Here is a 23,395-nt window from a genome sequence, read left to right on the forward strand (position 1 = left end):
GATCTCGCGCTCCTGCCGGAATGTCGTTAGCGCTGAGTGCACACCCGCCTTGGCCCAGAGTTCACTCCGGTGCCGCCGGGCGGCATCACCGGCAGGCGATACCGGGCCGGCTGTCAGTCGGGGACGCAGCCGAACCAGTTCACCGTGTCGTGGTCGGAGGTGTAGCCCAGGCATCTGATGGTCCTGTTGTGCGTGGTCTCCGTACGGTCGACCGTTCCGTTCAGGTAGTCCGTCGTGTGGTGGGGCTGTACGAGGGTGTCGATCTCGACGGTGTACCAATAACGTTTGCCGGTCGGGATGGTGCAGTGGTGGCCCGTCACGTTACGGCTGGGATCGTCGGTCCACACGGCTCGTTCGGCGCGGTCGCAGTGCGCGCGGTCCGCGGCGCCGGCGGTGCCGGCGCCGGTGCCGAGCAGGGCCGTGGTGCCCGTGGCCACCACCGCGGCAGCGCCGAGCAGACATTTCAGGGAGAGGTGCATCGGGGGCCTCCTGGCAGCTGTGGTGACGGCCTGGAGTCGCTACGTCACCTTGGGGTGATAGTCACATTTGTCCGGGGTGTCCGGCTCGGCGGGCCGGGGCGCGCTCCTCCGACCCGGTGACATCGGTGCCGCCAATGCAGCAGTCCCCGGAGCACGCGTGGTAGAGGGCCGCGCCCGCTGTCGCCCCCGGCGCCTCCAGCACTCCCCGCGCCCCCGGCACCTTCCCACCCGCCGGCCCAGGCTCCACCCCACCAGCCGCCCCCTACCAGTTCGGGCCCGCGGCGCCCTGCGCCCCGACCTCGCCCTCGCACGCCGTGCTGCCCGGCCCCTTCGTCATGGGAGCGGCCGCCGTGCCGGGTGCGTACGCTCCGGTCGGCGGGCCGGGGCCGCGGCCGTACGACCCGGCCGGCGCGCACACCACCCCGGTGGCCGCGGGCGGCAAGGGCCGTGGCAAGGGGCGGCCAGCGCCGCGGTGAGCAGGTCCGCGGCGCCGACGGCCCCGGTCCCGGTGACGTACGCCGGGATCCTGATGACCAAGAGCCACGACCTGTACCTGGCGGACACCCCGGTGCGTGCCAAGGCGGACAGCGGTACCTCCGACGAGGATATGGCCTACGCCGTCTACTCCTCGGGCGCCGTCCTCGCGCCCGGCACCACCTCCGGCAGCTCGCTCGCCCTGTCGCCCGTGGGCCGGCAGGGGGCCTGGACGTGTGCGAGGCGGCGACCGGCTACAGGAGCTGCCTCTGGGTCCGGGACCTGACCGTCGGTCAGCAGATGTGCGTCATCAGCGGGACGGGGCACGTGGCTCTGGTGACGTACCGGGGTTCGTCCGGGACGACGTCCGCGACGCTGGACGTGAAGGTGTGGCGCAACGCCGCCTAGGAGCTCGACGGCCCTCCGGAGCTCGACGACCAGCCGGCCGGTTCCGCAGTCCGCGCTCCGGCCTCGCTCTCAGGCCGTTCTCCTGCGGGACGTCGTCTTCTTCGGCGACGTCTTCTTCGCCGTGCTCTCGGAGTTCTTCGCCGTCCTCTTCGAAGCCGCCGTCTCCGTCCGCTTCGACGCCGCCGTCTTCTTCGCCCCCTCGGCCGCCTTGGACGTGGACTTCCGCGCCGGTGCCGTCTTCTTCGCGGCGGCCGTCTTCCTGGCCGTGGACGTCGACTTCTTGCCCCCGGTCTCCTTCGGTGCCGAGCGGCGCGGCGGCAGGGACCTGACCTCGGCCTGCGCCCCGGAGGGCGGCGCGCCGCGGGATTCGCGGGCCGCCCGCACGCTGTTCTCCAGGGCCGCCATCAGGTCCAGCACCTTGCCGCCGGCGGCCGGGGCCGGGGCCTCGGGCGGGGCTTCGCCGGAGGCCTTCGCGGCGATGACCTCCTCCAGTGCCTCGCGGTACTCGTCGTGCAGGTCCTCCAGGTCGACCTCGCCGAGGGTGTCCATCAGGGCGTCGGCCAGGTCCAGTTCCTTGTCGCGGATGGTGACGGGGACGTCCGGGGCGAGGCCCTCGGGTGCGCGGACCTCGTCCGGCCACAGCAGGCCGTGCATGGCGATCGCGTCGCCGACCACCCGCAGCATGCCGAGGCGTTCGCGGCCGCGCAGCGCGTACTTGGCGATGGCGACCTTGTTGCTGCGTTTGAGGGCCTCGCGCAGGAGGGTGTACGGCTTGGCCGCCGGGGCGCCGCTGGCCGCGAGGTAGTACGCCGCTCCCATCTGGAGCGGGTCGATCCGGTCGGCCGGGACGAAGGCGACGATCTCGATGGTGCGGGCCGTGGGGATGGGGAGGTGGGACAGGTCCTCGTCGGTGATCGGGATGATCGTGCCGTCCGCGTCCTCGTACGCCTTGCCGATCTCCGCCTGGGCGACCTCCCGTTCCTCCAGTTCGCACACCTTGCGGTAGCGGATACGCCCGTTGTCCTCGGTGTGGATCTGGCGGAAGGAGATCGCGTGGCTCTCCGTGGCGTTCACCAGCTTGATCGGGATGCTGACGAGGCCGAAGGAGATGGCGCCGTTCCAGATGGATCGCACGTGCCGCACCCTTCCTCGGAAACCGGGACTGCCGGGGCTGACAGAACCGCCGGGACCGCCGGACTGCCGGAACCACCGGACTGCCGGGACTGCCCGGACACCGGTTGCACCGATTCCGACGGTTTTTCTGGGATTGTCATCTTATGACGCCTATCACAGAGGTGGAGGGGCGGCGGGTCGCGCTCAGCAACCTGCAGAAGGTGCTGTATCCGGAGAGCGGCTTCACCAAGGCGGAGCTGGTGCACTACTACGCGACCAGCGCCGACGTGCTGCTGCCGCATCTGCGCGACCGGGCCGTGTCCTTCCTGCGCTTTCCGGACGGCCCGGAGGGTCAGCTGTTCTTCACCAAGAACGTGCCGCCGGGCACACCCGAGTGGGTCACGACCGCCGAGGTGCCGCGCTCGTCGGCGGACGGTCCGGCCCGGATGGTGGTGGTGCAGGATCTGCCGACGCTGGTCTGGGCGGCGAACCTGGTCACCGAGTTCCACACCCACCAGTGGCTGGTGCAGACCCCGGACGAGGCCGACCGGCTGGTTTTCGACCTCGACCCGGGCGCTCCCGCGACCGTCGTCCACTGCTGCGAGGTGGCCCTGTGGCTGCGCGAGCGGCTCGCGGCGGACGGCATCGAGGCGTATCCGAAGACGGCCGGGTCGAAGGGGCTGCATCTGCTGGCGGCGGTGCGCGGGGGTTCGTCCGAACGGACCAGTGAGTACGCCAAGGCGCTCGCCGTGGAGGCCGAGCGGGCGATGCCGCGGCTGGTGGTGCACCGGATGACCAAGAGTCTTCGGCCGGGGAAGGTGTTCGTCGACTGGAGCCAGAACGCGGCCCGCAAGACCACGGCCGCGCCGTACACGGTGCGCGCCCGCCGGGCTCCGCTGGTCTCGGCACCGGTGACGTGGGAGGAGGTCGCCGACTGCCACGCCCCCGCCCAGCTGGAGTTCCGGGCGAACGACATCGCCCCGCGCCTGCAGGATCTGGGCGACCTGCTGGCCCCGCTGCTGGAACCGGGCGCGGCGACCCCCCTGCCCTGACCCGGGGCCCCCTCCCGGGGCCTACACCCTCCCCCAGGTGTTCCGGTCCCTGGCCATCGCGTGCAGCGCCTCCACGTCCGCCGGTTTCAGCACCCCGCCCAGCCGGGCCAGGCCCGCCAGCTCGGTGTCCTGGAGGATGCGTACCGCCCGGGGCGGGGCGGTCACGGTCAGTTCGGCCGGGCCCGCCAGGGCCAGCACCGGGCGCACCTCGGCGGTCAGGGCGTGGGAGGCCCGGTCGGCGGCGGCCCGCAGCCGGCGCAGCAGCGGTTCGGGCTCGCGGCGGCCCACGGTGACCATGGGGTCGGCGACCAGGACCCGGGCCTTGCGGGCGTACAGGGCGTGCACGGCGAACAGGCCGCCGGGGCCGAGCAGCAGATGATGGATGCGGTCGCCGCCGGGGAGGGGGAGGGAGTGCAGGGCGTGCCAGCCGGCGCCCTCCAGGGCGTCCAGGGCGCTGCCGACGGTCTCCTCGGCGGTCAGGGCGCGGCGGCGCGGGTCGGGGCGCAGCCGGTGCGCGGGGCCGGGGTCGCGGTCGAGGGCGACGAGCAGGGCCTCGCCGGGGCGGTTGGGGGCGAGGTCGTCGTCCGGGTGCAGGGCCAGCCGGGCCAGTTCCGCGGGGGTGGGGACCGGGGGCGGGCCCACGGTCACCGGGCCGGTCAGGAACGGTTTCAGGGCTTCGAGTACGTCGTCCCTGCTGTCCTCGGCGAGCAGATTGACCCGGCCGGTGTCGCGGTCGTACCAGGCGACGCTGGATCCGTCCGGGCGGCAGACGTACAGCCGTTCTTGCCCGTGCCGATAGGCCGGCACCACGCGCAGTGCGCTCATGCGCCATCACCCCTTGACCATGGGAACAGGCGGGGTGCTCCTGGGGCAAGACCGGTTACCGTGGAGGGCGGCCCCGCGAGGGGGAGTTGGGGAGGCGCCGTTGCGGATCCGCGGAAAGCAGCCCGACGTACCGGCTCCGGAGAGCCCGTGGAACGAGATCGTGCCTGGTCTGTGGATGGGCGGGCACGAGTTCCGGGGCCGTGCGGGGCGGCCGGAGCTTGCGGTCGTACGGGACGAGTTCGATGTGGTGCAGACGCTGCTGCGGCTGCCGGGGTACGGCCCCGATCCGGACGTCGAGCACCATGTGTGGCCGATCCCGGACGGCCCGCTGGACGGGACGCAGCTCGCCGGGGTGATCCGGCTGGCCCGGGCGGCGAACGAGGCCCTGGACGCCCGGCGCCGGGTGCTCGTCCGCTGTTACCACGGGTACAACCGCTCGGGTCTGGTCGTCGCGCACGCGCTGCTCCAGCGGGGGCATGCCTCGCCGGACGAGGTGATCCAGCTGATCCGGGCCCGGCGCTCGGCGTGGGCGCTGCACAACGAGCTGTTCGTGGAGTACCTGCGCGCGGGCCTGTGGACGGTGCGCTTGCTGGAGGAACTGGCCGAGTAGCCTCTCTCCCAGCACCACTCCGACGGGTGCAAAAAGGACTTAATACGAATTTCCTCGTCTACACATAAGGTGTACGGGGCCCCGACCGACCCCGACGCCCCAGGAGCATCGTGTCAGCCCGCCGTCCAGCGCGCACCGCCGTCACCGCGGTCGCCGTCGCCCTGCTCTCGGCGACGGCGACGGCCTGCGGTGACACCGGCGGGCTGCGGGGCGCGGGCGCCACCCCGACCGCCGTCAGCCCCGCCAAGCTCTGGCCGGACCTGCGCCCGGCGTCCAGCCCGGCCTACCCCTACGACGTGGCGACCCGGGAGGTCGTCAAGGGGATCACGGTCCCCGGCGACGACATCCGCGAGGTGGACCCGGTGGACGTGGTCGAGGCCGAGGTCGAGGCGCATCCGGACGACTACGGATCGAAGGGGGCGTACCACGGGACGGTGGACCGGCTCGGGGACTGCCGGGCGGGCGGCGACCGGGCCCGCTGCCCGCTGCTGAAGCCGTACTACCGGGACCTCACGGGTGACGGCCGGGACGACATGACGCTCGGCTTCCGGCTCTACCCGACCAACCAGACGGCCGTGCGGGTCTACACCGTCGAGAAGCACAGGCTGGTGCAGGTGCTGGCCGACAACGACGCGATCCTCGGCGTGGAGCTCGCCGGCCGTTCGCTGATCGAGCGCTCGCCGGCCGACATCTCCGGCTACGAGTACCGCACCACCTGGGTGTGGGATCCGGGACAGCGCGCCATGGTGTTCTCCCGCGACGAGTACCTGCACACCGGTGACGGCCGGCACGCCAAGAAGCCCTCGCCCTCGCCGTCCGCCTCCCCCTCGGCGAGCGCGCGATGAGGCTCGCGCTGCCCCAGTGGGCCGGGGCGCTCGCCGTGAAGGCGGCCGCGTTCATCACGGTGATGAGCTGTGCGCTGGCCGCGCTGCTCGGCGTCCTGGTGCACGTCTCGGTGACCAACCAGACCGTCGGCCAGGCCCGCGGCCTGGCCCTGTCCAAGCTCGCGGACGCCACCCAGGCGTACGAGGCCGGGGACGCGCTGCCGCCGAACGCCGGGGTCGACCCCGCGGGACTGCCGGCGCCGCTGCGGAAGCTGGCGGTGGCCGGCGGGCGGGGCACGATGGTCTCCGCGCACGACGGGCGGCCGACCATGTGGGCGGCGGGCCCGGTGGCCGGGCACCGGGCGCTCGCCGTGGCGGTCGACTACTCGCAGCAGGCCCGCACCATCGCCGGGCTCGACAACTCGATCGTGTGGTCGTCCGGGCTCGCGATCGGGGCGACGGTGCTGGTCGGTGTGTTCGCGGTGACCCGGGTGACCAGGCGGCTGCACGGCACCGCCCGGGTGGCCCGGCGGATCAGCGCGGGTGACCTCGACGCGCGCGTCGGCGACCCCCGCACGAAGGACCCGTCCCGTCCGCAGGACGAGGTGGCCGCGGTGGCGGCGGCCCTGGACTCCATGGCGTCGAGTCTGCAGAGCAAGCTGCTGAGCGAGCAGCGTTTCACCGCGGACGTGGCGCACGAGCTGCGCACGCCGCTGACCGGCCTGCACGCGGCGGCGGAGCTGCTGCCGCCCGGCCGGCCCACGGAGCTGGTGCGGGACCGGGTGGCCGCGCTGCGCACGCTCACCGAGGACCTGCTGGAGATCTCCCGGCTGGACACCGGCCGGGAGAAGCTGGAGGTGGACACCGAGGAGCTGGGGGCGCTGGCCCGGCGGGTGGTACGGGCCTCGGGCACCGACACGGAGGTGCGGGTCCTGACCGACGCGCGGGTGGAGACCGATCGGCGGCGGCTGGAGCGGGTGCTGGGGAACCTGGTGGCCAACGCCCACCGGCACGCGGCACCGCCGGTGGTGGTGACGGTGAACGGGGCGGTGGTGACCGTACGTGATCACGGGGCCGGGTATCCGGAGTACCTGGTGGCGCACGGGCCGCAGCGGTTCCGCACCGAGGGCGGGGCGACCGGGCACGGGCTCGGGCTGACCATCGCGTTGGGGCAGGCGGAGGTCCTGGGGGCGAAGCTGGTCTTCGGCAACGCCGTGGACGGGGGCGCGGTCGCCACGCTGATCCTGCCGGTGACCGAGGGCCGGTAGAGAGCTCGGGATCTCGGGCGCGTCGCGGGGTGCCCCGAGCACAGGACGCCCCATTTGGGTAGGTTCCGGGCATGACCAAGGCCGGAACCACCGTGGCGGCGGCGCCCACTCCCGCACCCGCCGTACGCCTCCCCCGGCGCCGTGGCATCGAGCTCGCCCTGATCCTGCTGGCCGTGCTGCTGTCGGTGTACGGCTACTGCGCGGTGGGTCTCGCGCGAACCGGCACCGTTCCGCCGGGCGCCGCCGGTTACGGCGCCGGGCTCGCGGTGCTCGCGCTGTGCGCGCATCTCGCGGTGCGCATCCGGGCGCCGTACGCCGACCCTCTCTTCCTGCCGATCGGGGTGCTGCTCAACGGGCTGGGGCTGGTCCTGATCTACCGGCTGGACCGGGAGACCCCGGCCGACCAGGCGGCTCCTGCCCAGCTGGTGTGGTCCACGCTCGGGGTCGGGCTGTTCATCGCCGTCGTGCTGGTGCTGCGCGACCACCGGGTGCTCCAGCGGTACTCGTACGTGTGCGTGGTCGCCGCGCTCGGGCTGCTCGCACTGCCCATCCTGTTCCCGGCGGTCAACGGCGCCCGTATCTGGATCCGGATCGCCGGGTTCTCCATCCAGCCCGGCGAGTTCGCGAAGGTGCTGCTCGCGGTGTTCTTCGCCGCCTATCTGGCGGCCAACCGCAGCGCGCTCGCCTACACCGGCCGCCGGCTGTGGCGGCTGCAGTTCCCGACCGGGCGGGTGCTCGGGCCGATCGTGACGATCTGGCTGCTGAGCGTCGGGGTGCTGGTCCTGGAGCGGGACCTGGGCACCTCGCTGCTGTTCTTCGGGCTGTTCGTGGTGCTGCTGTACGTCGCCACGGGGCGCACGGGCTGGATCGCGGTGGGGCTGCTGCTCGCCGTGCTGGGGGCCGTCGCCGTGGGGCGCCTTGAGCCGCATGTGAACCAGCGGATCGAGGACTGGCTGCACCCCTTCGCCACCATCGAGGCCGGCCAGGGCCCGAACCAGCTCTCCCAGTCGCTGTTCGCCTTCGCGGCCGGCGGGGTCTTCGGCACCGGGCTCGGCCTCGGGCACTCGATCCTCATCGGCTTCGCCACCAAGTCGGACTTCATCCTGGCCACGGCCGGCGAGGAACTGGGGCTCGCCGGGCTCGCGGCGGTCATCCTGCTGTACGCCCTGCTGGTGGAGCGCGGCTACCGGGCGGGCCGGGCCCTGCGGGAGCCCTTCGGCCGGCTCCTCGCGGTCGGGCTCGCCTCGATCCTGGCCCTGCAGGTGTTCGTGATCGCGGGCGGGGTCACCGGGCTGATCCCGCTGACCGGTATGGCGATGCCGTTCCTCGCCCAGGGCGGCTCCTCGGTGGTCACCAACTGGGCGATCGTGGCCCTGCTGATCCGGGTGAGCGACTCGGCGCGCAGCCAGTACGACGGCCGGGAGGCCCTGTGAGCGAGTACGGCGGCTTCCACGAGGGCGAGCGGCCGATGGCGCGGTACATCCGGCACGCCTGCGCGTTCTGCACGCTGCTGCTGGCGGCCCTGCTGGTCAACGCGGCCCGTGTGCAGGTCGTGCAGTCGGGTCTGTACGACGACAACCCCGCCAACCGCCGTGCCACGATCGCCCGTTACGGCCAGCCGCGCGGGGACATCCTGGTCGGCGACGAGCCGGTCACCGGCTCCGTGGACACCGGAGAGCAGCTGCGCTACGAACGCGCCTACAAGAACGGCCCGTTGTACGCCCCGGTGACCGGCTTCGCCTCGCAGTCGTACGGCACCACGTTCCTGGAGCACGCCGGGGACGGGGTGCTCTCCGGTACCGATCCGGCGCTGTCGCCGCTGCCGGTGTGGAACGACGTGACGCGCGGCCCGGTCCCGGCCGGGAACGTCGTCACGACGCTGCACCGGGGCGCGCAGGAGGCGGCGTACCGGGCGCTGGCCGGGCGCAAGGGCGCGGTGGCCGCGATCGAGCCGGCCACGGGCCGGATCCTGGCGCTGGTGTCGAGTCCGTCGTACGACCCCGGGGAGCTGTCCGGTAACGGGGAGGCGGTGACCTCGGCCTGGGCGCGGCTCAACCACGACCCGGAGAAGCCGATGCTCAACCGGGCGGTGCGGCAGACGTATCCGCCGGGGTCGACGTTCAAGGTGGTGACGGCGGCGGCGGCGCTGGACGCGGGGGTGGCGACCGACCTGGACGCACGCACCGACTCCCCCGACCCCTACCGGCTGCCCGGCACCACCACCCGGCTGACCAACGAGGCCGACGACTGCCGGGACGCCTCGCTGCGGTCGGCCTTCGAGTGGTCCTGCAACACGGTGTTCGCCAAGCTCGGCGTGGACGTCGGGGTGAAGGGCATGGTGGCCACGGCGGGCGCGTTCGGGTTCAACGACGCCGGGCTGCGCATCCCCTTCTCCGTCGCGCCCAGCACCTTCGACGCGCATGTGGACAAGGCGCAGCTGGCGCTGTCCTCGATCGGGCAGTACAACACGCGGGCCACCCCGCTGCAGATGGCGATGGTGGCCTCGGCGGTCGCGAGCGGCGGGCAGCTGCGGTCGCCGTATCTGGTGGACCGGACGACCCGGCACAGCGGTGAGACGGTCGCCGGGAGCGGGACGCATCCGGTGCGGCAGGTGATGAAGCCGTCGACGGCCGCGCGGCTGAAGGAGCTGATGGCCGATGTGGTCCGGGAGGGCACCGGCACCCAGGCGGCCATCCCCGGTGCCCTGGTCGGCGGCAAGACGGGTACCGCGCAGCACGGGGTCGGCAACGCCGGTGTGCCGTACGCCTGGTTCGTCTCCTGGGCGCAGACCGAGAACTCCCTGGAGCCGCAGGTGGCGGTGGCGGTGGTGGTGGAGGACGCCTCGGCGGACCGGGGCGAGATCAGCGGTGGCGGGGACGCGGCGCCGATCGCCCGGGACGTGATGCGGGCCGTTCTGGGCCGGTGACGGTCAGCCGATCGGCTTGACCGCCTCGGAACGGATCGTGAGGGTGTTCCTCGCGGCGGCCTCCAGGTCGATGTCCGACGGACGCTGGGACGCGAGCGGTGTGTTCACGGTCGCGACCGTGGCGCCCGTGTTGCCGTCGGCCCACGCGCAGATGGGCACGGTGAACTTCGTGCTCATCTGTTCCTGGGTCACCACCTCGCAGCTGATCGTCACGCCGCTCAGCTCGAAGTCCTTGGCGGGGACGGCGACCGTGGCGTTGGCGCCCTCGGCGGCGCCCCTCATCATGTTCTCGCGGGCCGCGTCGGTGTTCTTGAACCGGCCGTACATGCCCGAGACGACCAGGGTGCCCTTGGTCACGTCGCCGTCCGCGTGGTAGGAGCCCACCACGCCGTGGAGGTCCTTGGCGTCCCAGGCCCCGTCGGCCTCGTCCTCGATCTTCTTGCCCTCGGTGCCGGAGAGGTCCTGGGCGAGCCGGTACTTCCCGCCGAGCAGCGTCCCGGGCAGCGTGAGCCTGTTCTTCGCGTCGGGGAAGCCGCTCTCGACCACCGCGCCGAGCAGGACCAGCCCCACGACGACCACCGTGACCACACCGCCCACGATCCCGAGCACCAGCCCGACCCGCCGCTTCCTCGGCGGCGGGACCATGGGCGGGACACCCCAGGCGGGGTACGGCTGCTGGGGGTAGGCCTGCGGCGGGTACGGCTGCTGCGGCGGGTACGGCGCGCCGTACGGGCCGGGGGCGGCCTGCGGAGCCCCGCCGTACGGGCCCGGGCCCGCCTGCGGGGGCTGCTGGCCGTAGGGGTACGGCTGCTGCTGGGGGCCGTTGGGGTACGGCTGCTGCGGTGGCGGAGGCGTGGACACGCCCGCACGCTACTGCACCCGGATGAACGCTCCGGCGGCCGCCCGGGCCAGGCGCGCCCACCCCGGCCGTGTCAGCTCTCCGCCATGCGCACCCCCGGCCGCGTCAGCTCTCCGCCGCGCCCGCCTCGATGGCGTCCCGCACCTCCGCGATCCGCTCGTGCTCCTCCGCGGCGAAGCGCTCCGCGTCCAGCTGCTCGGCCAACTCCTCGTCCTGGGCCATCAGCAGGTCCAGGCTGGAGTCCCCCATCTCGAAGACGCCCATGTCGACGTAGGCCTGCTGCAGCCGCTTGCCCCACAGGCCGATGTCCTTGACGCAGGGCACGATCCGGCTGAACAGCAGCCTGCGGAACAGCTGGAGGAACTCGGAGCGCTCGCTCAGCGCCTCCGCCTCGGCCTTGGGGATGCCGAAGTTCTCCAGGACCTCGACGCCCCGGAGCCGGTCCCGCATCAGGTAGCAGCCCTCGATGACGAACTCCTCGCGCTCGCGCAGTTCGGCGTCGGTGAGCTGCTTGTAGTAGTCCCTGAGCGCCAGCCGGCCGAAGGCCACGTGCCGGGCCTCGTCCTGCATGACGTAGGTCAGTATCTGCTTGGGCAGCGGCTTGTTCGTGGTGTCCCGGATCATCCCGAACGCGGCCAGCGCCAGGCCCTCGATGAGCACCTGCATCCCCAGGTAGGGCATGTCCCAGCGGCTGTCGCGCAGGGTGTCGCCGAGCAGGGACTGGAGGTTGTCGTTGATGGGGTAGAGGAGGCCGATCTTCTCGTGCAGGAAACGGCCGTAGATCTCGGCGTGCCGGGCCTCGTCCATGGTCTGGGTGGCGGAGTAGAACTTGGCGTCCAGGTCCGGTACCGACTCCACGATCCGCGCGGCGCAGATCATCGCGCCCTGCTCACCGTGCAGGAACTGGCTGAACTGCCAGGAGGCGTAGTGCCGCCGCAGCTCCCCCTTGTCCTTGTCGGTCAGCTTGTCCCAGTACCGGGTGCCGTAGAGGGACATCGCCTCCTCGGGGGTGCCGAGCGCGTCGTACGGGTCGACCTCCAGGTCCCAGTCGATGCGCTGCATGCCGTCCCACTGCTTGTCCTTGCCCTTCTGGTACAGGGCGAGCAGCCGGTCACGGCCGTCGTCGTACTCCCAGCTGAAGCGGGCGGCACCGCTCGCGGGCACCTGCCAGGGGGAGGGCCCGGGCTCGTCGGCGTACAGGTCATGGGTCGGCATACCCCGCAGGCTCACACGTAGACGCGAAGTCAACAAGTCATGCGCAAGGGATTGACGACCTTGCTGACAGGCAGTCTCATAAGAGGTGGACGACGTACCCCGGGTAACGAGGTGAGGGAGCCATGACGACCCTGACGGAAGCCGACGCGCTGGACGGCCTGCGCGACGCGCTCGGCCTGCTCAAGGACCGGGAGCAGGTGGCCGAGCGGCTGCTCGTCTCCTCCGCCAAGCACTCCTTCGACCCGGACGAGGAGCTGGACTGGGACGCGCCCTTCGAGGAGGGCAAGTGGTTCTGGCCCCCGGAGCTGGTGTCGCTGTACGACACCCCGATGTGGAAGCGGATGAGCGAGGAGCAGCGGATCCTGCTCTCCCGGCACGAGGCGGCGGCGCTGGCCTCGCTCGGCATCTGGTTCGAGATGATCCTGATGCAGCTGCTGGTCCGGCACATCTACGACAAGGCGGCGACGAGCGCGCACGTGCGCTACGCGCTCACCGAGATCGAGGACGAGTGCCGGCACTCGAAGATGTTCGCCCGGCTGATCACGCACGGCGGGACACCGTGGTACCCGGTCAGCAGGGCCCACCAGAGCCTCGGCCGGCTGTTCAAGACCATCTCGACGACCCCCGGTTCCTTCACGGCGACGCTGCTCGGCGAGGAGGTCCTGGACTGGATGCAGCGCCTGACGTTCCCGGACGAGCGGGTGCAGCCGCTGATACGGGGCGTCACGCGCATCCACGTGGTCGAGGAGGCACGGCATGTGCGCTACGCCCGCGAGGAGCTGCGCCGCCAGATGGTGACGGCGCCGAAGTGGTCGCAGGAGTTCACGCGCGTCACGTCCGGTGAGTTCGCGCGGGTGTTCTCGGTCGCGTTCGTGAATCCCGGCGTGTACACGAACGTCGGGCTCGACAGGCGCGAGGCGATGGCCCAGGTGAAGGCGAGCGGGCACCGGCGGGAGGTCATGCAGACGGGAGCGAAGCGGCTGACGGACTTCCTGGACGACATCGGGGTGCTCAGGGGAGTCGGGCGGCGGCTGTGGAGGTCGTCCGGGCTGCTGGCGTAGGACTGTGGCGGCGGGGCCGCGCCCCGCAGGGGCGCGGGGAACCGCGCGAGAAGCCACAACGGACCGGCGGACGGAAGACGCCCCCCTGAGCGGAGCGATTAGGCTGCGGTTCATGACCCCGGCCGCCACCCCCGCCTACCGCCGCCTGAGCGTCGAGGAGCGCCGCAGCCAGCTGCTCACCGCCGCGCTGTCGCTGTTCGCCCACCGGGCACCGGAGGACGTGTCCCTGGACGACGTGGCCGAGGCGGCCAAAGTCTCGCGCCCGCTGGTCTACCGGTACTTCCCCGGCGGCAAGCAGCAGCTGTACGAGGCCGCGCTGCGCTCCGCCGCCGAGGAGCTGCAGCTGTGTTTCGACGAGCCCCGCGAGGGCCCGCCGCTCCCCCGCCTGTCCCGCGCCCTGGACCGCTATCTGGCCTTCGTCGACGAGCACGACACCGGCTTCAGCGCGCTGCTCCAGGGTGGCAGCGTGGTGGAGACCTCGCGGACCACGGCGACCGTCGACGGGGTGCGCCGGGCCGCCGCCGAGCACATCCACGGCCACCTCGGCGTCGCCGACCCCGGTCCCCGGCTGCGCATGACCGTCCGGACGTGGATCACGGCGGTGGAGGCGGCCTCCCTGATCTGGCTGGACGAGGACAAGCAGCCCCCGGTCGCGGAGCTGCGCGACTGGCTGGTGGAGCAGTTCGTGGCCATGCTCACGGTCACCGCGGGCCGGGACCCGCAGACGGCGGCCGTCGTCGGCACGCTCGCCGGGGATGACCGAGACTGAAGCGGTGAAGAGTCAGGACACCCCCTTCGAGGGCGGCCCCATGGACGGGCGGGTACTGCCGGTCCTGGTCGGCGCCACCGGCCACCCCCCGAAGACGTACCGCATCCCCGTCCCGGACCCGGACGGCGGCCCGCCCACGGTGCTCGTCTACCGCCGCGTGCCGCGCGGCCACAGCAGGCGGCTGGGGCTGATCCAGGGGTGGAAGTACGAGTTCGCCCCGGGCGACACCTCCGGCGGCCGGCTCCGCTGGCCCTGGTCCAGGCCACAGGGCGCGCCGCCCGGCAAGCCGGACGACGCGAACGGGTGACAGGGTTGCGCCGAACCGCGCACGTTCGGGGCGCGGCCCGCGCGGACACGTCTGATTATCACGTGATGATCCCGGTGCGACGAGCGGCGGAGAGCCCGCCCTCACCGGCACCGGAGGTGAAGACGTGTCAGGAAGGCTCCTGCGCCTGGCCTGTACGGCGACGATGGCGGCCCAGGCCGTCCTCACACCCGCACCCGCCCTGGCCGCGCCGGATCCGCAACAGCGGTCCGTCTCCGCTCTGTTGACCGACCTTCAGCGGCTGTACCGGCAGGCCGAGCAGTCCACCGAGGCCTACGACGCGACCACGGAGAAGCTGAGGCGGCAGCGCGCCGAGGTGTCCCGGCTCGACGGCGAACTGTCCCGCGCCCGGCTCGCCCTGCAGGACAGCCGGGCCGACGCCGGCCGGCTGGCCCGGCAGCAGTACCAGAGCACCGGCGGCCTCGGCCCGTATGTGCGCCTGCTCCTCGCCCGCGATCCGCAGCACGCGCTGGACGAGGGCCATGTCATCGGCGAGCTGGCGCGCCAGCGGGCCCGCACGGTGACCCGGCTGACCGCCGCGGAACAGCGCAAGGACGCCCTGGCCCGGGCGGCCCGCAAGGCCCTCGACACCCAGCTCGCCCTCGCCGGCCGGCAGCAGCGGCAGCACGACGACGTCCGGGCCAGGCTGGGCGACGTGGAACGGCTGCTGGCCGCCCTCACCCCGGCCCAGCTGGCCGCGATCGCCGGCCTGGAACAGCAGGGCGTCAGCGAGGCCCAGCAGCGGCTCAGCACCGGCGGCGCCCTGCCCGAGGACCGCCCCGCCTCCCCCGAGGGCGACCGCGCGGTCCGCTACGCCATGGCCCAGCTCGGCAAGCCGTACCAGTGGGGCGCGCAGGGGCCTTCGGCGTACGACTGCTCGGGCCTGACCTCACAGGCCTGGTCCCACGCGGGCACCCCGATCCCCCGCACCAGCCAGGAGCAGTGGCACCGGCTCACCCGGGTCCCGCTGCGCGACCTGCGCCCCGGGGACCTGGTCGTGTACTTCCCCGAGGCGACCCACGTGGCGATGTACGTGGGCCACGGTCAGGTCGTACAGGCTCCGCGCCCGGGAGAGCGCATCGAGGTCGCCCCGATGGCGTCCTATCCGGTACTGGGAGCCGTACGCCCGGACGCCCCTCAGCCCAGCGAGGCCAGGTAGGCGGACGTCTTCTCGGGGTCGGAGAAGCAAGCCGACGGCCCCGCAAGGCTTCTACCAGCGGTTTCCACCGAACTGGCCAGCCTTCACGGGGCCGTGGGCCGTCTGTGGGCCGTCAGACAGGACGTTGGGTCTTGGCATAGACCGTCGCGATTGCCGTCCGGGTTCGCTCCTGGCTGCTCGGCATGAGGTGTGCGTAGATCCGTAGTGTCAGGGCGGCGTTGCTGTGCCCGAGGTACTCGCTTACCGCCTTGATGCTCTCCCCGCCGTCCAAGAGCGCAGACGCGTAGAAGTGCCGCAGTGCATGCATGCCGTGCTCGCGAGCCGCCACGTAACCAGCCGCCTTGGTCTCCGGCTCCGGGATGACGCCGGCCGCGACGAGCGCAGGCTTCCACGCCTCCTCGTTCAGGGAGGTACGCCACACATGGTTGCCACCAGGCGCCATGAAGATGAGCCGCCGGGTCACCTTCGGCCCGTCCGGCGTCTTCCAGGGCAGCGTGATCTCAACCGGCGGGAACTGCTTCATGTGGGCCCTGAGCGCGTCGGCCACGGGACCGGGAAGCGGTACATCCCTGGTCTTGCCGCCCTTAGGCAGCGCGAACACGGGCTTGCTCCGACTGAGCTTGAGCTGCTGCACCACGTGCAGCGTGTCGGACTCGAAGTCGATCGCATCCACGGCGATTCCCAGGATCTCTCCCTGGCGCATGCCGCAACCTGCGCCCAGGTCGACCGTGGCTTGGTACCGCTCCGGCATCGCTGCCTGTACGGCGAACACCCGCTCAGCCGACCAGGGAACCACGCGCTTGGGCTCAAGCGCCGGCGGCTTCACGGATCGAGCGGAGACCGGATTGCGGCTCAGGTATCCGTCATCGACAGCGGCGCTCAGAGCCGCTCGCACGTTCGCGTAGATGATCCGACCGTACGAGCCGGGCACGCTGGATTCGAGCGCTGCCGCCCACTCTCGGATGTGCTCCGGCTTGAACGATCCGAGCGGGCGCGTCCCGATGTACGGGAAGGCATGGAGCCGCAGTTGGGAATTCATGGACTCGATCGTGTTCGGGTCCGCCCCAAGGGTCATGAGCCACTTCTCGGTGTACTCCTGGAAGGTCACCTTGGCCGCACCTGGGTCAACGTAGTTACCGGTCGCCATGTCCGCTTGGGTGCGTTCCAACCACCGTTCGGCCTCCCTCTTCTTGCGATCGGGAAAGCTCTTGGACTTCTCGGTGCCGTCGGGGCCGACGTACCGAGCGCGGTAGCGCATGCCGGTGCCGTAGCGCTCGCTCTTGACCCGCACAGGCTTGCCGTTCGGCCCGGTCTCGGTCTTGTACCAGCGGTCTTGGAAGTGGCCAGCCATCAGGCAGCCTCCCCAAGCCGAGAGTCCACCCAGGCCCGCACATCACTGGGGTCGAAGCGCAGGTGACGGCCGACCCGGAAGCCGCGGGGACCGGTGTGCTTCCGGCGCCACTGGTAGACCGTCTCCACGCTCGGAAGCTCGAACATCTCGACCAGGTCCTCCGGAGTCAGGAACCGGTTGGGCAGTTCTGATGCCATGGTCTTCCATCTCCGCGACCAGGACCGCGAGCAGAGAGGCGGCATCGTCCGGGGTGGTCACCAGCGCCGACAGACGCGGCCCGTACGCGGACTGTTCCACCCCGCGCTTGCAGTCGATACCCGCCAAGGCGACCGGGAGCCTGGCAAGGCCCTTGATCAGGTTGCGCTGGTACATGGACTTGCCCGACCCATTCGCGCCCAGCGTCAGCGCCATCGGCGCCTTGCAGTAGTCCCGCTCAAAGGCAGTCCCGTCATCCCGCAACGCGACCGGCACGATCATGTCGTGCGGCACAGCCCTACGGGGCATCCGCACCCGGCGCAGCACGTCATAGCCGGTCATCCGCAGCTCAACGAAACCCGGCTTGGTCTCCCGCACGGTCACCGAGTGCACGCCCCAGGCATGACGCAGCCGTTCCGAGGCAGCGGCCACGTCAGCGGGCTCCAGTCCGGCCGGAAGCCGCAGCGTCACCCGCAACCCGGTCGAGGTGCCCCGCACCCGGCGGATCTTCGGCGGGACCGGCTGCACCTCACGCCTAGACAGGTTCCGCGTCACGAACGCCCGCAGACCCGACGGCCGCACCGTCAGCCCGCACACATCCATCGTGGGCCGGTAGGAGAACCCGAACCGCACCAGCGTGGCAGGCAGACCGACCAGCGCCCAGTACGCGTGCGGCGCCCGCACCTTCGCGTAGCCGACACCACCGGCGGCGGATAAACCGGCCGTGGCCTCCAGCCACATCGTCAGGTCCGTCATGGTCAGGCCGCCGCGGTGATCGCAACCGCACGGAACGAGATGCCGTGCCGCTTCTGACCGTTGAACTCGTTCTCCCAGTCACACGCCTTCAGCCCGACGACCCGCACCGGCATACCCGGTGCCAAGCCCTCGGGGTAGCCCGTCTCCGGGATGGTCACCTGGTAGAGGTTCCCCTCCCCCTCGTCCGAGACCAGCAGGCCCACCGTCGACAGGGGCGCGCCTGTCTCCCGGTCCATGGCCCGCTCCCCGGTCTTCGCGTTGGCCAGCTTCGGGGTCGGCGCGGTCGCCACGAACACCACAGCGGTTGAAGTGTCGATCTTGAAGGACGGCATTCCTAGCTCTCCCTCGTGGGACGAGCCCTAGGCCGGTGTCGTCATCCCGGCGGATGGCACGAGGCCCAGGGCGCCTTGGTACTGCGACACCACCGAAGCTACTCGCAGAAAAACTGCGAATTAACAGAAAAACTGCGACCAGTAGCTCAACTCCGGGTCTGCGAGACTGAGGCGACGACAAGGAGGCAGAGATGGCCAACTTTGGGCTTTTTGTTCGCTTCACGCTGCGCGAGGGAGCTGCCGAGGCGTTTGACGCGCTGGTCCGCGAGACCACCGAAGGGATCCGAGCGCACGAGCCCGGAACGCTGGTCTATGCGTGCCATGAGGTTGAGGGAGCGCCCAATCAGCGCACCTTCTTCGAGCTGTACGCCGATCACGCCGCCTTCGAGGAACACGAGCGCCAGCCCCACACGCAGCACTTCCTGACGGAGCGCGACAAGTACGTCGAGAAGACCGAGGTTGACCGCCTCCAGCCGTACGCCGGCAAGTACCCCACGGGAGCCGAGGAGTGACGACCTCCGACCCCAAGGCCCTGGGGCCCAGAGTCAAGGAGCTGCGCCGCGCCGCCGGCATGTCGCAGAGTGACCTTGCCGCCGCGATGGGGCGCTCGGAGAGTTGGGTGTCACAGGTCGAGAGAGGCGTACAGCCCGTTGAACGACTCTCGGTCCTGCAAGCCCTGGCCGACGCACTCAATGTGTCCGTGCGAGAGCTTCGGCCGGACGCTCCCCCGGCGGAGGAATCCCAACCAGAGGCCCACGCGAGGAGCAACGACCTCGACGGCCTACGAGTAGCCCTCACCGGTCACCCAGCACTGGGCAGCCTCTTTCAGCAGCCGCCGGCCGAAGCGAGTCCAGCGCTTGCCGACCTCCGTCAGCAGGTGGAGGAGGCGTGGACTCTCGTGCACGCGTCGAGGTATGCGGCACTGAGCGATCACCTCGCCAAGCTGTTGCCCTGCATCGAGACAGCAGTACGTCATGCGCCCGCGGGCGCCCGCACCGAACTGCACTACCTGCGCGCCAAGGCGTACCAGGTGGCCGCAGCCAGCTTCACGCGGCAGGACCAGGCAGATGCAGCATGGATCGCGGCAGACCGGGCCCTGCAGGCAGCCGAACTGGCGGGCCAGCCGTTGGAGGTGGTCGCGAGTCTGTTTCGCATGGCGCACGCCTTCATGAGGCAGCAGCACATGGAGCAGGCAGAGCAAGCGGCGAAGTCTGCTGTGGCCGTCATGGCGCCGAGGGCAGAGGCGCCTGCATGCCCACCGGAAGAGCTCTCGCTGTTGGGGGCCATGAACCTGGTCCTCGCGGTGATCAACGCGAGGGAGGGCAACCGAGCGCGGACTCATGAACACATTGAGCGGGCGCGAGGGCTCGCGGCGCGGTTGGGGGAGGACCGCAACGACTTCGACACGGAGTTCGGACCGACGAACGTCGAAGTCCACGCCGTAAGCACAGCGGTCGAGCTGGGAGATGCAGGACTCGCCTTGGACGTGGCTCAGGACGTTGACACATCGGGCCTGTCGCCCGAGCGGCAGTCGCGTTTCTTGCTTGACGTGGCGCGAGCACACGCGCAGCGGCGACACGTCGGCGAGGCCACAGCCGCGATCCTGGAGGCTGAGGCTTTGGCGCCCGAGCAGATCCAAGACCACCACCTGGCCCGCGAGGTCATCCGCGACTTGATCCAACTCTCCGGTCCCCGGGTGCCCAAAGCCCTGCGTGACTTGGCCGAACGGAGCGCTGTCCTCTAGACCGACCTGTTACAGATTTCTCTACCTCATCAAGCCCCGGCTGCGCTCCGCTCCGCCGGGCGCGCTTCCCGGCTATGGCCGCGCCCGCGCTCCTGCCTTCGGCCCGCTCGGCGCGGCCGACGCCGACGCGCGCCCACATATGGATAGGGCCGATGGCCATGAGCCGATCACCGCATAGCGCGGCCCGATCAAGAACATGCCTCCGGCGGGGGATCGGCCGGCACCGGGATGGAGGGGGCGCCGTTCCCGCCCGCGGGTCCGTAGTGGCGTGCGCGGGGAGCTCCCATCCCGTCCGCCGTCGACCCAGGCAGAGCCGAGCAGACGCGGCCCATGGCGTCCAGGTCGTTCGTACAGTGGCGCGCTCCACCTGGACGCCATGAACCACGCCCGCTCCACGGTGTGTGGGTCGACGGCGGACGGGATGGGAGCTGGGAGGAGTGGTGGGTTGAGGCTGTGTACGGGGAGGCTTCGCTGCACACCAATCCAAGCAAAATCACGAAAACGCAAGGAACCCGTGAGAGATGCCGTCCGGCGCCTAGTCTCCTCAGGTGAGGGGGAGGCGTGCAGCGACGATCACGCCGGTGCGCAGCCTATAAAGATGATCAACATGCTGATAGGGGCATTGGGTGGTGCGTTGAGCACCATCCTCGTGTCCGCCTGTGTTGCCTGTACCCGTCGCGGACAAGAACTCTTGGCCCGGCTACTGTCCTATCGGCAACGGCGGCGAGTAAGACGCGAAGCTCAGGCAGGATCGGGACAAGGGAGCCGGGCCTGGCTCACCAGCCCGATCGAGGGCGATGCCTTCGACACTGAGATCCATGTCAAAGGCAGAGTCCTTGACCTACCTCAAGATCATGAATTGTGGATCGTTCACCGCGTTCCCAACGGCAGCGAGATCTGGCCGAAGGAGAAGCTGACCTTGGACGCAGGTGGGTGGTTCAAGGTGACCACGTTGGAAGGTGGCAGGACCCGTTCGATGGCTGTGGTTGTGTTGCAGACGTCGAAGCAAGTGAGCCAAGAGTTCGACGCGTGGTTTCAGCGAGGACGACGAACCGGCCGCTTTCCGAGCGTTCGGCTTCCATCCTCTGCTCGCGTGTTGGCAAGCGTTGTCGTTCGCAGCCAACCTGGGCGATAGCGCGCTTAGCTGAGGCCGTCAAGGGTGGCACTAGCTCCTGACATCAATGCTTGACACCAACAGAGGCGAACGTCAGCGATCGAGGACGCATTGTGGCGAACGGCTTGCCCTGCTCTGGAACGCGTTGTTCAAGGGCAGCGATGCCACATGATCGACCTGATAAGGATGAGGCCGCACCTCAAAGCCTCCGCACTACAGGGCGCTGCCCTCGGCTCATGGACGGCGCCCCCCGGATAGGCCATCGAGGTAACCCATGAGGCTGAATTCGGCTGCACGGCCCTACGGCACAGGCCAACCTGCTGCAAACATCCGAAGCTATGAGCGTTGATACCCCTCGTCGACTGGTTCTTCTGCGACATGGCAAGGCAGATTGGTCTGACGAAAACGATCACGAGCGCCCTCTCGCCGAACGCGGCAACAAGGATGCCCCGGTCGCTGGACGATGGCTCGCCGGAGCTGGCGTCACCCCGAGCCTGGCTCTGTGTTCGACAGCGTCGCGATGCCGCGAAACCTGGAAACTCGTGGCTGATGAGCTGTCACAGAAGCCCAAGACGGTTTACGACGAACGACTCTACGAGGCTTCGCTTGGCGAGCTCATCGCAATTCTCAACGAGGCGTCCGACGATGTGGACGACCTGCTCCTTGTAGGTCACAACCCTGGTGTCCACGCGCTGGCCGACGCTCTCGCAGGCGAGGCTGAGGGTGACCTCTTGGCCCGCATGAACCGAAGCGGCTTCCCGACGTCCTCCCTGGCAGTCCTCACCTTCAACGGCTCATGGCGAGCCGTTGAACACGGCGTCGGCCGACTGGTTGCCTACTGGTCCCCTCACGCGTAAGCGACGATGGTTGCTGTACAGCAGCGGCATACAGCAACCCCAGCGACCGAGCACGGCCGACCATGCCGTTCCCTGGCCTCTCGATGACCAGAACGACCGTCGCTGACCGATCTCTCTAGAGCTACGGATCAGAAGGTCTCTGACATCCGCGGCTGACATCAACGACGCCGGACGAGGGCATACGCCAGCGTCTCTGTCCGGCCGTCGCACCAGTCGCCGACCGCAGCTGACGCAGGCCCGGATCGAACTCCTAAAGCGGTGGCCGACGGACCCATGCCCGGTCCAGCGGGAAGCTGCGGGAACACCGCCCACAGACGGCCCCAGGGATATCCCTGGGGCCGTCTGTGGGCCGTCCGAGAGGAACCGGCGACGACAAACAACGACAGGCGCCAACAGGCGGACCGCAGGTCAGAGGGACGTCACGCCCCGGCGACCGAAGCCAGGTAGGCCTGTGTCTTCTCGGGGTCGTAGAAGAAGTTCTCGAAGTCGGCCGGGTCGTCGAAGGCGTTGGCGAAGCGGTCGGCGGCCGGCTGCAGCTGGCCGGCGGCGCCGATCAGGTTCAGGATGTGCTCCGGCGGCGGCGCCAGCATCGCGTTGGTCCACTTGGTGACGTGCTGCGCCGTGGCCCAGTACCGGTCGAACGTGGTCCGCATCCACTCCTCGTCGAACGGCTTGTCGCCGTGCTCCAGGATCGAGGCGAGGTACGCGGCCGCGCACTTGGCGGCGGAGTTGGAGCCCTGCCCGGTGATCGGGTCGTTGGCGACGACCACGTCGGCCACGCCCAGCACGAGCCCGCCGCCGGGCAGCCGGCCGACGGGGTTGCGGACGGTCGGGGCGTAGCGGCCGGCCAGCGTTCCGCCGGCGTCGGTCAGTTCGGCCTTCGTGGCCCGGGCGTACTCCCAGGGCGTGAACTTCTCCATGAGTTCCAGGGTCAGGGAGAGGTGCTCCGCGGGGTCCTTGACGCCGTTGAAGACGTCGAGCGGGCCGCCGGGTATGCCCTCCCAGAACAGGATGTCGGCCGGTCCGGAGGTGGTGAGCGTCGGCATGACGAACAGTTCGCCGACGCCGGGGACGAGGTTGCAGCGGACGGCGTGGAAGTCGGGGTGCTCGGGGCGCGGGCCGAGCCCGTGGACGTACGCCACCGCGAGCGCCCGCTGCGGCTCGCTGTAGGGGGAGCGCTCCGGGTCGCGGGCGAACATCGACACCAGCTCGCCCTTGCCGGCCGAGACCAGGACGAGGTCGTAGGTGCGGGAGAAGTAGTCGAGGTCGCCGACCGCCGCGCCGTGGATGACCAGCTGGCCGCCGCGCTGCGCGAAGGTCTCCATCCAGCCGGCCATCTTCACCCGCTGGTCGACCGACTGCGCGTACCCGTCCAGCGTGCCCACCCAGTCGATGGCCCGCTGCGTGGGACCCGGGTCGTGCGAGCCGGGGGCCGCGACCGAGACGCCGAGCCCCTCGATCTTCGGGGCCTGGGACTCCCAGAAGTTCAGCTGGAGATCACGCTCGTGCTGCAGTGCCGTGTGGAACATGCACTGCGTCGACATGACCCGGCCGGTGCGGATCTCGTCCGCGGTCCGGTTCGACATCAGGGTGACCTCGTAGCCGTGCGACTGAAGGCCGAGGGCGAGCTGGAGACCGGACTGACCGGCTCCGACGACGAGTATCTTCCGCATCGGGTG

The 23,395-nt window shown here is 70.6% G+C and carries 24 protein-coding genes and 1 pseudogene; 15 read left to right on the forward strand and 10 right to left on the reverse strand.

Going from position 1 to position 23,395, the window contains the following annotated elements; all coding sequences use genetic code 11:
- Positions 1-113 precede the first annotated feature (113 nt).
- A complete protein-coding gene (locus IE244_RS05100; RefSeq protein ID WP_191871443.1) occupies positions 114-479 on the reverse strand; it encodes a hypothetical protein in 366 nt (121 codons plus the stop codon).
- 472 nt (positions 480-951) lie between these two features.
- Between IE244_RS05100 and IE244_RS05105 the strand changes: the two genes are divergently transcribed.
- Positions 952-1,239 (forward strand): hypothetical protein, encoded by a 288-nt coding sequence (locus tag IE244_RS05105; protein ID WP_191871444.1) that lies wholly within the window; start codon positions 952-954, stop codon positions 1,237-1,239.
- A 191-nt stretch (positions 1,240-1,430) separates the two neighbouring features.
- Here the strand turns inward: IE244_RS05105 and ku are convergent, their stop codons facing one another.
- A complete protein-coding gene (ku, locus tag IE244_RS05110) occupies positions 1,431-2,495 on the reverse strand; it encodes a non-homologous end joining protein Ku (RefSeq protein WP_191871445.1) in 1,065 nt (354 codons plus the stop codon).
- Between the two features lie 143 nt (positions 2,496-2,638).
- On the opposite strand from ku, the gene ligD reads away from it, so the two are divergent.
- A complete protein-coding gene (ligD, locus tag IE244_RS05115) occupies positions 2,639-3,526 on the forward strand; it encodes a non-homologous end-joining DNA ligase (protein ID WP_191871446.1) in 888 nt (295 codons plus the stop codon).
- Between the two features lie 21 nt (positions 3,527-3,547).
- On the opposite strand, the gene IE244_RS05120 is transcribed toward ligD, so the two are convergent.
- On the reverse strand, positions 3,548-4,351 hold the full coding sequence (locus IE244_RS05120) for a nuclease-related domain-containing protein (RefSeq protein WP_191871447.1): 804 nt from the start codon (positions 4,349-4,351) through the stop codon (positions 3,548-3,550).
- Between the two features lie 100 nt (positions 4,352-4,451).
- On the opposite strand from IE244_RS05120, the gene IE244_RS05125 reads away from it, so the two are divergent.
- The 5 genes from IE244_RS05125 (at position 4,452) to IE244_RS05145 (ending at position 9,979) form a co-directional block, all read left to right on the forward strand.
- Positions 4,452-4,961 carry a protein-tyrosine phosphatase family protein gene (locus IE244_RS05125; RefSeq protein ID WP_191871448.1) on the forward strand — a complete coding sequence of 170 codons (510 nt, stop codon included), beginning with the start codon at positions 4,452-4,454 and terminating at the stop codon, positions 4,959-4,961.
- Between the two features lie 110 nt (positions 4,962-5,071).
- Entirely contained in the window at positions 5,072-5,806 is a 735-nt protein-coding gene (locus IE244_RS05130) for a hypothetical protein (RefSeq protein ID WP_373305708.1), read from the forward strand.
- A complete protein-coding gene (locus IE244_RS05135; protein ID WP_191871449.1) occupies positions 5,803-7,053 on the forward strand; it encodes an ATP-binding protein in 1,251 nt (416 codons plus the stop codon). Before IE244_RS05130 ends, IE244_RS05135 begins: the two co-directional genes overlap by 4 nt.
- A gap of 71 nt (positions 7,054-7,124) precedes the next feature.
- Positions 7,125-8,486 carry an FtsW/RodA/SpoVE family cell cycle protein gene (locus IE244_RS05140; RefSeq protein ID WP_191871450.1) on the forward strand — a complete coding sequence of 454 codons (1,362 nt, stop codon included), beginning with the start codon at positions 7,125-7,127 and terminating at the stop codon, positions 8,484-8,486.
- Positions 8,487-8,521: 35 nt separating this feature from the next.
- Complete coding sequence (locus tag IE244_RS05145; RefSeq protein ID WP_191872066.1) at positions 8,522-9,979, forward strand: penicillin-binding transpeptidase domain-containing protein; 1,458 nt, start codon at positions 8,522-8,524, stop codon at positions 9,977-9,979.
- Between the two features lie 3 nt (positions 9,980-9,982).
- Here IE244_RS05145 and IE244_RS05150 read toward each other — a convergent pair whose 3' ends face one another.
- Together IE244_RS05150 and IE244_RS05155 are read right to left on the reverse strand one after the other, a co-directional pair.
- On the reverse strand, positions 9,983-10,840 hold the full coding sequence (locus tag IE244_RS05150) for a hypothetical protein (protein WP_191871451.1): 858 nt from the start codon (positions 10,838-10,840) through the stop codon (positions 9,983-9,985).
- Positions 10,841-10,943: 103 nt separating this feature from the next.
- Positions 10,944-12,053, reverse strand: coding sequence for a ferritin-like domain-containing protein (locus tag IE244_RS05155; protein WP_191871452.1), 1,110 nt, complete (start codon positions 12,051-12,053; stop codon positions 10,944-10,946).
- Positions 12,054-12,175: 122 nt separating this feature from the next.
- On the opposite strand from IE244_RS05155, the gene IE244_RS05160 reads away from it, so the two are divergent.
- The 4 genes from IE244_RS05160 (at position 12,176) to IE244_RS05175 (ending at position 15,367) form a co-directional block, all read left to right on the forward strand.
- On the forward strand, positions 12,176-13,114 hold the full coding sequence (locus IE244_RS05160; RefSeq protein WP_191871453.1) for an AurF N-oxygenase family protein: 939 nt from the start codon (positions 12,176-12,178) through the stop codon (positions 13,112-13,114).
- Between the two features lie 112 nt (positions 13,115-13,226).
- A complete protein-coding gene (locus IE244_RS05165) occupies positions 13,227-13,883 on the forward strand; it encodes a TetR/AcrR family transcriptional regulator (protein WP_191871454.1) in 657 nt (218 codons plus the stop codon).
- Between the two features lie 4 nt (positions 13,884-13,887).
- Positions 13,888-14,190, forward strand: coding sequence for a DUF8847 domain-containing protein (locus tag IE244_RS05170; RefSeq protein WP_506005164.1), 303 nt, complete (start codon positions 13,888-13,890; stop codon positions 14,188-14,190).
- A gap of 124 nt (positions 14,191-14,314) precedes the next feature.
- A complete protein-coding gene (locus tag IE244_RS05175) occupies positions 14,315-15,367 on the forward strand; it encodes a C40 family peptidase (protein ID WP_191871456.1) in 1,053 nt (350 codons plus the stop codon).
- A gap of 112 nt (positions 15,368-15,479) precedes the next feature.
- Here IE244_RS05175 and IE244_RS05180 read toward each other — a convergent pair whose 3' ends face one another.
- The 4 genes and pseudogenes from IE244_RS05180 to IE244_RS05195 all read right to left on the reverse strand — a co-directional run bounded on the left by IE244_RS05180 (position 15,480) and on the right by IE244_RS05195 (position 18,001).
- Positions 15,480-16,718, reverse strand: a complete 1,239-nt coding sequence (locus IE244_RS05180; protein ID WP_191871457.1) for a tyrosine-type recombinase/integrase — start codon at positions 16,716-16,718, stop codon at positions 15,480-15,482.
- Positions 16,718-16,915 carry a helix-turn-helix transcriptional regulator gene (locus IE244_RS05185; RefSeq protein ID WP_191871458.1) on the reverse strand — a complete coding sequence of 66 codons (198 nt, stop codon included), beginning with the start codon at positions 16,913-16,915 and terminating at the stop codon, positions 16,718-16,720. Before IE244_RS05185 ends, IE244_RS05180 begins: the two co-directional genes overlap by 1 nt.
- A pseudogene (locus IE244_RS05190) lies at positions 16,884-17,669 on the reverse strand (FtsK/SpoIIIE domain-containing protein); the annotation flags it as partial. The pseudogene IE244_RS05190 and the gene IE244_RS05185, both read right to left, overlap by 32 nt.
- A gap of 2 nt (positions 17,670-17,671) precedes the next feature.
- On the reverse strand, positions 17,672-18,001 hold the full coding sequence (locus IE244_RS05195; RefSeq protein ID WP_191871459.1) for an SCO3933 family regulatory protein: 330 nt from the start codon (positions 17,999-18,001) through the stop codon (positions 17,672-17,674).
- A 191-nt stretch (positions 18,002-18,192) separates the two neighbouring features.
- Here IE244_RS05195 and IE244_RS05200 point away from each other — a divergent pair, with 191 nt between their 5' ends.
- From IE244_RS05200 to IE244_RS05215, 4 genes are all read left to right on the forward strand, one after another.
- Positions 18,193-18,513 carry a putative quinol monooxygenase gene (locus IE244_RS05200; RefSeq protein WP_191871460.1) on the forward strand — a complete coding sequence of 107 codons (321 nt, stop codon included), beginning with the start codon at positions 18,193-18,195 and terminating at the stop codon, positions 18,511-18,513.
- On the forward strand, positions 18,510-19,745 hold the full coding sequence (locus IE244_RS05205) for a helix-turn-helix domain-containing protein (RefSeq protein WP_191871461.1): 1,236 nt from the start codon (positions 18,510-18,512) through the stop codon (positions 19,743-19,745). The genes IE244_RS05200 and IE244_RS05205 overlap by 4 nt, the downstream gene beginning before the upstream one ends.
- Positions 19,746-20,343: 598 nt before the next feature.
- On the forward strand, positions 20,344-20,880 hold the full coding sequence (locus IE244_RS05210) for a hypothetical protein (RefSeq protein ID WP_191871462.1): 537 nt from the start codon (positions 20,344-20,346) through the stop codon (positions 20,878-20,880).
- A 317-nt stretch (positions 20,881-21,197) separates the two neighbouring features.
- Positions 21,198-21,716 (forward strand): SixA phosphatase family protein, encoded by a 519-nt coding sequence (locus IE244_RS05215; RefSeq protein ID WP_191871463.1) that lies wholly within the window; start codon positions 21,198-21,200, stop codon positions 21,714-21,716.
- Positions 21,717-22,135: 419 nt separating this feature from the next.
- Here the strand turns inward: IE244_RS05215 and IE244_RS05220 are convergent, their stop codons facing one another.
- Positions 22,136-23,389, reverse strand: coding sequence for a styrene monooxygenase/indole monooxygenase family protein (locus tag IE244_RS05220; RefSeq protein WP_191871464.1), 1,254 nt, complete (start codon positions 23,387-23,389; stop codon positions 22,136-22,138).
- Positions 23,390-23,395: the final 6 nt, after the last annotated feature.

Source organism: Streptomyces filipinensis (assembly GCF_014649495.1).
GTDB lineage: Bacteria > Actinomycetota > Actinomycetes > Streptomycetales > Streptomycetaceae > Streptomyces > Streptomyces filipinensis.